Source organism: Massilia sp. (assembly GCF_031995545.1).
In the GTDB taxonomy this organism is placed as follows: domain Bacteria; phylum Pseudomonadota; class Gammaproteobacteria; order Burkholderiales; family Burkholderiaceae_D; genus Telluria.
Genome location: NZ_DAMAGA010000002.1, coordinates 231193 through 243913, shown reverse-complemented (window position 1 = coordinate 243913; position 12721 = coordinate 231193). Strand labels below are relative to the sequence as shown.

11 protein-coding genes are annotated in these 12721 nt (G+C 65.5%); 6 read left to right on the top strand and 5 right to left on the bottom strand.

Annotation, left to right across the window (positions count from 1 at the left end):
- Positions 1-10: 10 nt before the first annotated feature.
- From RTQ83_RS02975 to RTQ83_RS02955, 5 genes are read right to left on the bottom strand one after another with little or no spacing between them, the layout of a single operon-like run.
- A complete protein-coding gene (locus RTQ83_RS02975) occupies positions 11-1354 on the bottom strand; it encodes a sulfite reductase subunit alpha (protein WP_312511140.1) in 1344 nt (447 codons plus the stop codon).
- A complete protein-coding gene (locus RTQ83_RS02970; RefSeq protein WP_312511139.1) occupies positions 1351-2355 on the bottom strand; it encodes an FAD:protein FMN transferase in 1005 nt (334 codons plus the stop codon). The genes RTQ83_RS02975 and RTQ83_RS02970 overlap by 4 nt, the downstream gene beginning before the upstream one ends.
- Before the next feature lie 12 nt (positions 2356-2367).
- Positions 2368-3186, bottom strand: coding sequence for a DUF4198 domain-containing protein (locus tag RTQ83_RS02965; protein ID WP_312511138.1), 819 nt, complete (start codon positions 3184-3186; stop codon positions 2368-2370).
- Positions 3187-3206: 20 nt separating this feature from the next.
- Positions 3207-3731, bottom strand: a complete 525-nt coding sequence (locus tag RTQ83_RS02960; RefSeq protein ID WP_312511137.1) for a DUF2271 domain-containing protein — start codon at positions 3729-3731, stop codon at positions 3207-3209.
- Positions 3732-3758: 27 nt separating this feature from the next.
- Positions 3759-4463, bottom strand: a complete 705-nt coding sequence (locus tag RTQ83_RS02955; protein WP_312511136.1) for a PepSY-associated TM helix domain-containing protein — start codon at positions 4461-4463, stop codon at positions 3759-3761.
- Between the two features lie 306 nt (positions 4464-4769).
- On the opposite strand from RTQ83_RS02955, the gene RTQ83_RS02950 reads away from it, so the two are divergent.
- The 6 genes from RTQ83_RS02950 (at position 4770) to RTQ83_RS02925 (ending at position 12719) form a co-directional block, all read left to right on the top strand.
- Positions 4770-7625 carry a 2-oxoglutarate dehydrogenase E1 component gene (locus RTQ83_RS02950; protein WP_312511135.1) on the top strand — a complete coding sequence of 952 codons (2856 nt, stop codon included), beginning with the start codon at positions 4770-4772 and terminating at the stop codon, positions 7623-7625.
- Between the two features lie 78 nt (positions 7626-7703).
- Positions 7704-8972, top strand: coding sequence for a 2-oxoglutarate dehydrogenase complex dihydrolipoyllysine-residue succinyltransferase (gene odhB, locus RTQ83_RS02945; protein ID WP_312511134.1), 1269 nt, complete (start codon positions 7704-7706; stop codon positions 8970-8972).
- A 72-nt stretch (positions 8973-9044) separates the two neighbouring features.
- Positions 9045-9398: a PspC domain-containing protein gene (locus tag RTQ83_RS02940; protein ID WP_312511132.1), complete on the top strand. Its 354-nt coding sequence runs from the start codon at positions 9045-9047 to the stop codon at positions 9396-9398.
- Positions 9399-9411: 13 nt separating this feature from the next.
- Positions 9412-10848, top strand: coding sequence for a dihydrolipoyl dehydrogenase (lpdA, locus tag RTQ83_RS02935; RefSeq protein ID WP_312511131.1), 1437 nt, complete (start codon positions 9412-9414; stop codon positions 10846-10848).
- Positions 10849-10920: 72 nt separating this feature from the next.
- Positions 10921-12018 carry a cell division protein ZapE gene (zapE, locus tag RTQ83_RS02930; protein WP_312511129.1) on the top strand — a complete coding sequence of 366 codons (1098 nt, stop codon included), beginning with the start codon at positions 10921-10923 and terminating at the stop codon, positions 12016-12018.
- A gap of 14 nt (positions 12019-12032) precedes the next feature.
- On the top strand, positions 12033-12719 hold the full coding sequence (locus RTQ83_RS02925) for a hypothetical protein (RefSeq protein ID WP_312511128.1): 687 nt from the start codon (positions 12033-12035) through the stop codon (positions 12717-12719).
- The last annotated feature ends 2 nt before the right edge of the window (positions 12720-12721 follow it).

Below are 12721 nucleotides of genomic sequence, written 5' to 3'. Positions count from 1 at the left end.
AGCCGTGCGCTCAATAGACGTCGCGCCGGTAGCGTCCGTCTTCCATCAGGCGCTCGACCACGTCGGCGCCGAGCAGCGTCTGTAAAGCCTCGTGCACGCCGCCGGCCATGCCCTGCAGGCTGCCGCAGACATAGATCGCCGCGCCCTCGGCCACCCAGCGCCGCAGTACCTCGCCCTGCGCAAGCAGCAAGTGCTGGACGTAGCGCGCTTCGCCGCCATCGCGCGAGAAGGCAAGGTCGAGCCGCTCGAGCTTACTTCCATCCTGCCACGTCTGCAGCTCGTCGCGGCACAGGAAATCGTGTTCGGCATTGCGCTCGCCGAACAGCAGCCAGTTGCGCCGCTCGCCCGCATCGATGCGCGCCTTGAGCAGCGCGCGCAGCCCGGCCAGGCCGCTGCCGTTGCCGATCGCGATCAGTGGCCGGCGCGCATTGCCTCCCAGCCGGAAGCGCGCATGGGCGCGCACCCGCAGCCGGATCGTGTCGCCTTCCTGCGCATCGCTGCACAGCCAGCCGGAAGCCACGCCGGGCGAACCGTCCGCGCGCCGCTGCAGGCGCACCATCAGACCCAGGCTGCCTTCTTCCGGCAGCGAGGCGATCGAGTATTCGCGCGGATGCTCCGGGTCGACCGGCGGGCTGACCTGGGCCAGGTCGCCCGCTTCCCATACCGGCAGGATGCCGGACGACGGCACCAGCGCCAGCCGGTACAAGGGCGCGCCGAGGCTGCCCGGATTCATCAGCTCGCGCCGGACGATGCGCCATTCGCCGTAGGCGGGCGCTTCCCAGTCGGGCGCGTCGCTGGTGCCGGCCAGGCGACCGACGTGGTGCTGCCATTCGGCCAGCGCCGTTGGTGCGCCGCGGTCGACGTCGATCCGCTCGAACAGCGGCGTGGCGCCGCGTGCGCCCAGCCAGGCGTCGAGTGCGCGGCCGAAACCGCAGTAGCTGGCATAGGTGGCGTCGCCCAGTGCCAGCACCGCATAGTGCAGGTGCGACAGGTCGGGCAGGGCGCCCATGGTCTCGCCGGCGAAACGGGCGCCGGTGTCGGGGGCGTCGCCTTCGCCGTAGGTGCTGCAAATGAACAGGATGCGCGGGCTGGCCTGCAAGGTAGCCGCGTCGAGCGTCGACATGCAGGCGGCGCGCGCATTCAGGCCGCCCAGCGCCAGGGTGGCGGCGGTGCGTTCGGCCAGGAATTCGGCGCTGCCGGTCTGGGAGGCATGCACCACCAGCCAGTCGGCATGCGCGTGCGCCGTGCGCGCCTGCGCCAGGCGCACGCGCCAGATGTTCAGGCACATGGCCAGCCAGGCGCCGGACAGGGCCAGCGCGCCGCCCCAGCGCAGAGGATCGATGGTCAGCATCATTGCAGCAGGTTGCGCCAGGCGGCCGACACGGTTTCGTTCAGGCCGCTTGCCCCACGCACCAGGAAGCGCGCCGCGATGCCGCGCGCGTCGGCGAAGACGATGCCTTCCTGCGGGCCCATCACGGTGAGCGCGGTCGACAGCGCGTCGGCCGCCATGCAGGTGGACGCCAGCACCGTCACCGAAGCGACGTCATTGGCGACCGGCCGGCCGCTGCGCGGATCGAGCGTGTGCGCCGCGCGCCGTTCGCCGTGCTGGAAATACTGGCGGTAGTCGCCCGAGGTGGCAACCGCCAGCCCGTGCAGGGCGACCACCACCTGGTTGCCAGTGGCGCCCGGCACGGCTTCGATCTCGACCCACCACGGCTCGCCATTGTCCTTGACCCCGGCGCCGCGCAGCTCGCCGCCGGCTTCGACCACGAAGTGGCGCACGCTGCGCGCTTCGAGACAGGCAGCCATGCGGTCGACCGCGTAGCCTTTGGCGCTTGACGAAAAATCCAGGCTGGCGCCGCCCGGCTGCAGCAGGCGGCAGTGGATATGGTCCAGTTGCGGCTGGCGCTCGCTGCGGCGCGCGAGCAGGGCATCGATGCGTGCGGCGTCGGGTGCCTGGAAGCCGGCCTGATCGTAGCGGGCTGTCGGCCCGAAGCCCCACAGCCGCACCAGTTCGCCGGCGGCCGGATCGTAGGCGCCGCCGGTGTCGTCGGCCATGCCGAGCGCGTACGCGGCCACCTCATAAAACTGCGGTGGCAGCGCATGCCAGCTGCCGGCCGGCGCCTTGTTATAGCGCGAGAGCAGCGAATCGCTGTCCCAGTGGCTCATCTGCGCGACGATCTCGTCCAGCTCGGCCTGCAGCGCACGCCCGAGCGCGGCGCCATCGGCGCCGGGCGGTAGCATCATGCGCGCCGACCAGCCGGTGCCCATGCTGCGCCCGCTTGCCGTGAACAAGGTACTGCCGCCCGGCGGCAAGGCCTCGTCGACCAGCAGAGGAACGATCACGTCGCGCATCTTGTGTGCACCTTACTGCGGCAGCACTTCGAGCGTGGCGGCGTAGCTGTAGCGGCGCGCACCCGGTTGCGGACGGCCCTGGGCCGCTTCGTACGGGTATTTGGCGCTGAGCCAGTACATGTTCGCGCTCGGCACCGTGAAGCTGGCCTCGCCCTTGGCATCGGTGGTGAAGCGCAGTTCGCCCAGCGTGCCGCGGTACTTGACGCCGCCCGGCACCATACTGAACGGGAAATTGGCCAGTGGCTTGCCGTCGAGCTGGAAGCGGAAGCGGATCGGCTCGCCCGCACGCAGGTCGGTCGGATTGGTCACCGGCACCAGCTCCAGGCCGGTGCCGCTCGGCTTCAGCGCCCCTTCGCTGGTGCTGTTGGCCGAGACAAAGGTTTCCAGGCGCGCGTGGGTGGTGCTGGTTTCCACATCAGTGGCGCCGGCCGGGATCTGCGCGCCCGGGCTGCCTTCGACGCCGCGGAAGCGCTTGGTTTCGCCGTTCAGCTTGTAGCTGCCGAACACATTTTTGTTGACGATCGCCAGGCGATAGGTGCCGTCCTTCGGCAGGCGCACGTCGATGGTGCTGCGGTATTTGCCGAGCACGGCGCCGGTGGCCTGGGTGGTGACGCCGTCCGGATCGGTGATCGTCAAGCCGTCCAGGCGCAGCGGCACGTGGTGGAACTCGAACAGGCCTTCCGAGATCGCGCCGTCGAGCGTGACCCAGGCTTCCTTGGCCTCGACCATCGAGTTGCTCGGCAGCAGCCAGCCGCGGTGGGCTTGCGCCGACAGGGACAGGCCGGCCAGGGCCAGGCCGAGGGCGATGAATTTCATGGAACGTGGTTGCATGGTGGTCTCCTGTTGTTCTGTTATTGGATCTGCAGCGATACCGCGCCCAGTTCTTCCTTGCCGGCGGCATTGGCCGCCAGCTTGCCCTTGCCGGCCCAGTTGAACGGCACCTTGACCAGTTCGCGTCCGCCGGCTTCGCGCGCCGCTTCCACCACCAGCTTGTATTCGCCGGCCGGCAGTTTATCCAGGCCATTGCGGGCGGCATTGAAGTTCATCGTGTGGCTGCCGGCGGCGCGGGTGGCGCCGCTGACGCCGTCGATCGGCAGGGTGGCTTCGCGGCCGGCCTTGCGCCACCAGGTGCGCAGGTCCTTGACCCATTTCTCGCCTGCGTTGTCCTTCTTCTTGACGTCGTACAGCAGGGCCAGGTTGGAGGCCACGCTCTGGTCGGCGCGCTCGATCCAGATCGCGACGTAGGGCTTGTGGTATTCGGCCACGTTCAGCTGCGGCAGGTCGAACTTCACCGACAGGTCGGCCGCCATGGCCCAGCTGGAGGCCAGCGGCAGGGTAAGGACGAGCGAGCGGGATAGGGCGTTGGACAATTTCATTCTTGGTCTTCTCTCAGGTTGTTGAAATCAATGGACAAACAGCAGCGCCAGCACGGCCGGCAGCACGATGCCGAACCCGACCACGGGCCAGGTCGACGGCCGCTTGGCGGCGTGGTACTTCAGGATCAGGAAACCGGTGATGCAGAACACCAGGCAGGCGATGGCGAAGAAATCGATGAACCAGCTCCAGGCGGCGCCGGTGTTGCGGCCCTTGTGCATGTCGTTCAGCCACGAGATCCAGCCGCGGGAGGTAGCCTCGTATTCGGCGCCGCCGTCGACCGCGATGCGCAGCCAGGCGTCGCCGCCGGGGCGGGGCAGGGCGATGTAGGCGTCGTCAGGGGTCCATTCGGCGCGCTTGCCGCGCACGTCGACCGGGAAGGTGCGGTTGGTCCAGTCCGCCAGCTCGCTCGGCAGCGGCACTTCGGCGTCGGCATGTTCCTCGGCCCAGGCGTGCAGCTGGACCCGCAGCGGCTCGGGCAGCGAGGCTTTCTGGCGCGTGACTTCGGGCTTGGCTTCGATCAGCGTGGCGTTGTTCAGGGTCAGGCCGGTAAAGCTGAACAGCAGCATGGCCATCAGGCAGATCGCCGAGCTGATCCAGTGCCAGGTGTGCAGCTGCTTGAGCCAGATGGCGCGCCGGGCGCCCGGCAGCGTGCCTGGAGACGCGGCCGAAGCAGCGGCCGAAGCAGCAGGCTGAGCAGTCGAAACGGCAGCGGAGGGCAGGGAAGAATCCATCAGTAAATGATAACGATTATCATTTACACGGTCAACTCGTCGGTACGAAATTCCACGTACGCAGCGTGGTCTTATTCACATTTTGAAATAAATAATTTCTCTTTTGATGACCTGCCCTGCATGAAATGATGCGTTACAATACTCAGCGCAAATTGGCAGGATTTTGCACACGATTTTGGTCTTGAACAGTCCTTCCCCCACAACTTGATGTCTTGAAGTGCAATCCGCTAACCGGTCAGGCCGTGTCGCGGAAGGTTAAACAACCCGCCCCAACCTCGCGAAGCGCGAAAAGAAAGGTGAGCAAGAATGATGCAACAATATAACGCCAACTCGTACCTGTTCGGCGGTAATGCGCCGTACGTGGAAGAGTTGTACGAAGCCTATCTGGACAATCCGACGTCGGTGCCCGAAAACTGGCGCGCCTACTTCGACCAGATGCAGCACGTGCCGGCAGTCGACGGCTCGAGCCGCCCCGATGTGGTTCACTCGTCGGTCGTCGCTTCGTTCGCGGAACGCGCCAAGCAGGGCCCGATCCGTACCGTGGTCGCTTCCGCCGACTCCGAACTGGGCCGCAAACGCGTCGCCGTCACCCAAATCACCGCCGCCTACCGCTACCTCGGTTCGCGCTGGGCCAACCTGGACCCGCTGCAGCGCCAGGAACGTCCGCCTCTGCCGGAACTCGATCCGGCGTTCTACGGCTTCACCGAAGCCGACATGGACACCGTCTTCAACATCAGCAACACCTACTTCGGTCAGGAAACCGCGCCGCTGCGCGACATCCTGAACATGCTGCGTGACACCTACACCCGTTCGATCGGTGCAGAGTTCATGTACATCAGCGACCCGACCGAAAAGCGTTGGCTGCAAGATCGCCTGGAGTCGATCCGCTCGACCCCGACCTTCAGCGCCGAAAAGAAAAAGCACATCCTCGAGCGCCTGACCGCGGCCGAAGGCCTGGAACGCTACCTGCACACCAAGTACGTCGGCGCCAAGCGCTTCTCGCTGGAAGGCGGCGAATCGTTCATCGCCTCGATCGACGAAGTGATCCAGCGTGCCGGTGAAAAAGGCATCCAGGAAATCGTGATCGGCATGGCCCACCGCGGCCGCCTGAACGTGCTGGTCAACACCCTGGGCAAGAGCCCGGCCGACCTGTTCGAAGAATTCGAAGGCAAGCACGCCGACGACCTGCCGGCCGGCGACGTCAAGTACCACCAGGGCTTCTCGAGCGATATCTCGACCCCGGGCGGTCCGGTCCACCTGTCCCTCGCCTTCAACCCGTCCCACCTCGAGATCGTCAACCCGGTCGTCGAAGGTTCGGTCAAGGCGCGCATGATGCGTCGCGGCGACCGCAAGGGCAAGGAAGTGCTGCCGATCCTGGTGCACGGCGACGCCGCATTCGCCGGCCAGGGCGTGGTCATGGAAACCCTGAACCTGGCCCAGACCCGCGGCTACGGTACCGGCGGTACCGTGCACATCGTCATCAACAACCAGATCGGCTTCACCACTTCGGATCCGCGCGACGCCCGTTCGACGCTGTACTGCTCGGACGTGGTCAAGATGATCGAAGCGCCGGTGCTGCACGTGAACGCCGACGATCCTGAAGCCGTCGTGCTGGCCAGCCAGATCGCACTCGACTACCGCGCCGAATTCGGCAAGGACGTCGTGGTCGACATCATCTGCTACCGCAAACTGGGCCACAACGAGCAGGACACCCCTGCGCTGACCCAGCCGCTGATGTACAAGAAGATCGCCAAGCACCCGGGCACGCGCAAGCTGTACTCGGAAAAGCTGGCCGCGCAGAACACCATCCCGGCGGACGAGGGCGACAAGCTGGTCGCTGCCTTCCGCGACGCGATGGACGCCGGCAAGCACACGGTCGACCCTGTGCTGACCAACTTCAAGAACAAGTACGCCGTCGACTGGGCGCCGTTCCTGAACAAGAAGTGGACCGATGCCGCCGACACCGCCGTGCCGCTGACCGAACTGAAGCGCCTGGCCGAACGCATCACCAAGGTGCCTGAAGGTTTCAAGCCGCACTCGCTGGTCGAAAAAGTGCTGGCCGACCGCGCCACCATGGGCCGCGGCGAGATGAACCTGGACTGGGGCATGGGCGAACACCTGGCCTTCGCGTCGCTGCTGTCGTCGGGCTACGCGATCCGCCTGTCGGGCCAGGATGCCGGTCGCGGCACCTTCGTGCACCGCCACGCCGTGTTGCACGACCAGAACCGCGAACGCTGGGACCAGGGCATCTACCTGCCGCTGGCGAATGTCTCGGACAACCAGGCCGACTTCACCGTGATCGACTCGGTGCTGTCCGAAGAAGCGGTGCTCGGCTTCGAGTACGGTTTCTCGACCGCCGAACCGAACACGCTGACGATCTGGGAAGCCCAGTTCGGCGACTTCGTGAACGGCGCGCAAGTGGTCATCGACCAATTCATCGCTTCCGGCGAAGTGAAGTGGGGCCGCGCCTCGGGCCTGGTCATGATGCTGCCGCACGGCTACGAAGGCCAGGGTCCGGAGCACTCGTCGGCCCGTATCGAGCGCTTCCTGCAACTGTGCGCCGACAACAACATGCAAGTCGTGCAGCCAACCACGGCCGCGCAGATCTTCCACCTGCTGCGCCGCCAGATGGTGCGCCAGTTCCGTAAGCCACTGGTGATCTTCACGCCGAAGTCGCTGCTGCGCAACAAGGATGCCGGCTCGGCACTGGGCGACCTGGCCAAGGGCGGCTTCCAGACCGTCATCGGCGAGTGCGACGACAAGATCGACGCAGGCAAGGTCAAGCGCGTGCTGGTCTGCTCGGGCAAGGTCTACTATGACCTGGTCAACTCGCGCAAGACCCGCAACGCCAGCGACACCGCGATCATCCGCATGGAGCAGATGTATCCGTTCCCGCACAAGTCGTTCGCCGCCGAACTGAAGAAGTTCCCGAACGCGACCGAAGTAGTGTGGGTCCAGGACGAGCCGCAGAACCAGGGTCCATGGTTCCAGATCCAGCACAACATCTTCGAAGGCCTGGAAGATGGCCAGCGCCTGGCGTATGCCGGCCGTGCAGCGTCGGCATCGCCGGCGGTCGGTTATGCCGACAAGCACGTGGCGCAGCAGAAGGAACTGCTGGACACCGCGTTCTCGAAACTCAAGGGTTTCATCCTGACGAAGTAATGGCACCGGCCCCACGTCTGCGTAGGCGTGGGGCTTTTTGCACAGAATAAATACTCGAATACAACATCGGAGTTATACATGGCACAAATCGAAGTCAAGGTCCCCGTCCTGTCGGAATCGGTCGCAGAAGCAACCCTGCTGTCGTGGCACAAGAAAGTCGGCGAATCCATTTCGCGCGACGAGAACATGATCGACATCGAGACCGACAAGGTGGTCCTGGAACTGCCGGCCCCAAGCGCCGGCGTGATCGTGCAACTGCTGAAGGCCGACGGCGCCACCGTCGTCGCCAATGAAGTCATCGCCATCATCGATACCGAAGCCTCGGCCCAGACCAGCCCGCTGCCAGTGAAAGCGATCCCGTCGGCTGCGCCGAACGCGCCGATCGAATCCGCACCGAGCGCCGCTGCCGCAGCACCGTCGGCCGACCAGTCGAAAGCCGGCGTCGCCATGCCTGCCGCTGCCAAGATCCTGGCCGACAACAACATGAACGCCTCGGGTATCGAAGGCTCGGGCCGCGATGGCCGCGTGACCAAGGGCGATGCCCTGAACGCCGTCGCCAACAAGCCAGCTGCTCCTGCACCGGCCGCCGCACCTGCGAAAGCACCGCTGCAGCAAGTCGCCGCACCGGCACCGGCCAACCTGGGCGAGCGTCCGGAAGAGCGCGTACCGATGACCCGCCTGCGCGCCCGTATCGCCGAGCGCCTGCTGCAATCGCAATCGACCAACGCCATCCTGACCACCTTCAACGAAGTGAACATGGCTCCGGTCATGGAACTGCGTAACAAGTACAAGGACAAGTTCGAGAAAGAACACGGCGTCAAGCTGGGCTTCATGTCGTTCTTCGTCAAGGCAGCCGTGGCCGCCCTGAAGAAGTACCCGATCCTGAACGCCTCGGTCGACGGCAACGACATCATCTATCACGGCTACTTCGACATCGGTATCGCTGTCGGTTCGCCACGTGGCCTGGTGGTGCCGATCCTGCGCAACGCCGACCAGATGTCGATCGCCGAAATCGAGAAGAAGATCGGTGAATTCGGCCAGAAAGCCAAGGACGGCAAGCTGACCCTGGACGATCTGTCGGGCGGTACCTTCTCGATCTCGAACGGCGGCGTGTTCGGTTCGATGCTGTCGACCCCGATCATCAACCCGCCACAGTCGGCAATCCTGGGCGTGCACGCGACCAAGGACCGCGCCGTGGTCGAAAACGGCCAGATCGTGATCCGTCCGATGAACTACCTGGCCATGTCGTACGACCACCGCATCATCGACGGCCGCGAAGCCGTGCTGGGCCTGGTCGCGATGAAGGACGCGCTGGAAGATCCGGCCCGCCTGCTGCTGGACCTGTAATCCTCACAGGTGAGCCTATAAACAAGCTGGCGCGGCACAGGCCGCTCCAGCTGCTGTTTGCCGGAGAATGACATGCTGTCAGACGAAATCAAGCGGCTGCACGAGCTGCACCAGGCCGGCGCGCTGTCGGACGCCGAATTCGAGCAGGCCAAGGCCCGCATCCTGTCCGGCGCTGCCACCGTGAGCCTGAGCAAGGAGCACGTGGCGCGCGATTCGACCTCGTTCGCCACCCATCGCGACGACCTGTTGAGCGGCCTGCGCCGCTCGCGGCTGGATCGCTGGCTGGGCGGCGTGTGCGGCGGCCTGGCGCGCACCTATGGACTCGAATCCTGGGTCTGGCGCCTGATCTTCGTGCTGTTCGTGCTGACCTTCGGCTTCGGCGTCCTGATATACCTGCTGCTGTGGGTATTCATTCCGGAAGAATAAAAAGGAATTAGTAATGAGCGATAAACAATTTGACGTCGTCGTGATCGGCGGCGGTCCTGGCGGCTACATCGCCGCCATCCGCGCGGCCCAGCTGGGCTTCAAGACCGCCTGTATCGACGAGTGGAGCAACGCTGCCGGCAAGCCTGCTCCGGGCGGCACCTGCACCAACGTCGGCTGCATCCCGTCGAAAGCACTGCTGCAATCGTCGGAACACTTCGAGCACGCCGGCCACGCCTTCGCCGACCACGGCATCAAGGTCTCGGGTCTGGAACTCGACCTGGGCACCATGCTCAAGCGCAAGGACACCATCGTCAAGCAGAACAACGACGGCATCCTGTTCCTGTTCAAGAAGAACAAGGTCACCTTCTTCCACGGCCGCGGCGCGTTCGCCGGCAAGGCTGAGGGCGATGCGGGCTACACCATCAATGTGTCGGGCCCGACCACGGACACCATCACCGCCAAGAACGTGGTCGTCGCGACCGGTTCCAACGCGCGTCAACTGCCGGGTGCTGAGTTCGACGAGAAACTGATCCTGTCGAACACCGGTGCACTGGCGATCGACGCGGTGCCGTCGAAGCTGGGCGTGATCGGCGCCGGCGTCATCGGCCTGGAAATGGGCAGCGTGTGGCGCCGTGTCGGCGCCGACGTCACCGTCCTGGAAGGTCTGCCGACCTTCCTGGGCGCGGTTGACGAGCAGATCGCCAAGGAAGCGCACAAGCTGTTCACCAAGCAAGGTCTGAAGATCAACCTGGGCTGCAAGATCGGCGCCATCACCAAGAACGCCAACAGCGTCACGGTGGAATATGCCGACAGCACCGGCGCGGCGCAAACCGCCGAGTTCGATCGCCTGATCGTCTCGATCGGCCGCGTGCCGAATACGATCGGCCTGGGCGTGGAAACCGTGGGCCTGCAGGTCGACGAGCGCGGCTTCGTGGTGGTGGATGACGAATGCCGCACCAGCCTGCCGGGCGTGTGGGCAGTGGGCGACGTCGTGCGCGGCCCGATGCTGGCGCACAAGGCGGAAGAAGAGGGCGTTGCGGTTGCCGAGCGCATCGCCGGCCAGCACGGCCACGTCAACTTCAACACCATCCCTTGGGTCATCTACACCTCGCCGGAAATCGCATGGGTCGGCAAGACCGAGCAGCAGCTGAAGGCAGAAGGCGTGCAGTACAAGGCCGGCACCTTCCCGTTCATGGCCAACGGCCGTGCGCGCGCGCTGGGCGACACCTCGGGCATGGTCAAGTTCCTGGCCGATGCCACCACCGACGAAATCCTGGGCGTGCACATCGTCGGCCCGATGGCGTCCGAGCTGATTTCGGAAGCCGTGGTCGCGATGGAGTTCAAGGCGTCGTCGGAAGACATCGCCCGCATCTGCCACGCGCACCCGTCGCTGTCGGAAGCGACCAAGGAAGCCGCGCTGGCGGTGGACAAGCGTTCGCTTAACTTCTAAGTCGTTCAATCGTGGGGTGGACGGGGACGCGCGTCCCCGTCCACCCCACGTCTTTTTTGCATCGCGCCGTCTATGAATGTTCAAGAGTACTACCAGCACGCGCTGAAAGAGCGCGGCTTCCAGTCCGACCCTGCGCAGCAGATGGCGGTGGACCGCCTGCAACAGGCGTACGACGACTGGGTCGACTACAAGGCCCAGCGGTCGTCCGCTTTCAAGCGCCTGATCAACCGTCCCGACGTGCCGAAGGGCGTGTACATGTGGGGCGGGGTGGGGCGCGGCAAATCGTTCCTGATGGATTCGTTCTATTCGGTGGTGCCGGTGGTGCGCAAGACGCGCCTGCACTTCCACGAATTCATGCGCGCCGTGCACGGCCAACTGGACGAGCTGAAAGGCGTGGCCGATCCGCTCGACGAAGTCGCCAAGCGCATCGCCAAGAAATACCGCCTGATCTGCTTCGACGAATTCCACGTCTCGGACATCGCCGACGCGATGATCCTGTACAACCTGCTCAAGGCCCTGTTCGATAACGGCGTCAGCTTCGTGATGACGTCGAACTACGAGCCGTCGACGCTGTATCCGGACGGGCTGCACCGCGACCGCATGCTGCCGACCATCGCGCTGCTGCAGGACAAGCTCGACATCCTGAACGTCGACGCCGGCAACGACTACCGCAAGCGCGCCATGGAACAGGTCGAGGCCTATTACATGCCGCTCGACGCTGCATCCGACAAAGCCCTGCGCGACGCCTACGCCAAAGTGGCCGATACCGCCGACGAGGCGCCGGTCGTGCACATCGAAAAACGCGAGATCCGCGCACTGCGCCGCGCCGGCGGCGTGATCTGGTTCGACTTCGCTACCCTGTGCGGCGGCCCGCGCTCGCAGAACGACTACCTGGAACTGGCGCACCAGTTCCACACCGTGATCCTGTCCGGCATCCCGGCGATGTCGGCCGGCCAGTCGTCGGAAGCGCGCCGCTTCACCTGGCTGATCGACGTGTTCTACGACCACAAGGTCAAGCTGATCATGTCGGCCGCGGTCGAGCCGGAAGAGCTGTACACGCAAGGTCAGCTGGCAAACGAATTCCACCGCACCGTATCGCGTATCATCGAGATGCAGTCGCGCGAATACATGCTCGCAGAACGGCGCGGCGCGGCCGACGCCATCGCCTGACCGAAAGGACCACCATGAACTACCACCCGACGCTGCGCCTGTTGGCCGGCGTATGCCTGGCGGCGCTGCTGGCCGCCTGCTCGACCGTCGACCAGACCGCCACCGAAGCGCCGGCCGAACCGAGCACGTCCGTCGCCCAGGCCGAAGGGCGCCTGGCCGCCGTCGCCGCCGAGCGCGCCGCCATCGAAGCGCGCTTCGCCGATCGCCAGGCAGTGTGCTACGACAAATTCTTCGTCAACCGCTGCCTGGACCAGGCGAATGAACGGCGCCGCGTGGCGCTGCTGGCCCAGCGCGCGATCGAGATCGAGGCCGAGCGCTACCTGCGCCGCAGCAAGGTCGAGGAACGCGACCGCGCGATGGCCGAGGCCGAAGCGGCCTATCAAAAGGAAGAAGCGGAACTGGCCGCCAACCCGCCGGCCACCAAGCAGGTCGAGCCGACGCCGCCGCCACGCGCCACGACCCAGTCGCGCAGCAAGGGGCGCGCCCAGGAGAATGCGGCGCGGTCGGAGGACGATGCGGCCAAGCGCGCGGCCAATGTCGCCGCGTATGAAGAGCGCAAGCGCAAGTCGGAAGAGCGCCAGAAGGAAGTGGCGCGCCGCGTTGCCGAGCGTGAGGCCAAGGCGGCACGCCGTGCGGCGCAAGAAGCCGCCAAGGCGAACGGGACTGCAGCGCCGGCACCGGCGCCGACGTCCGGGGAATAAGC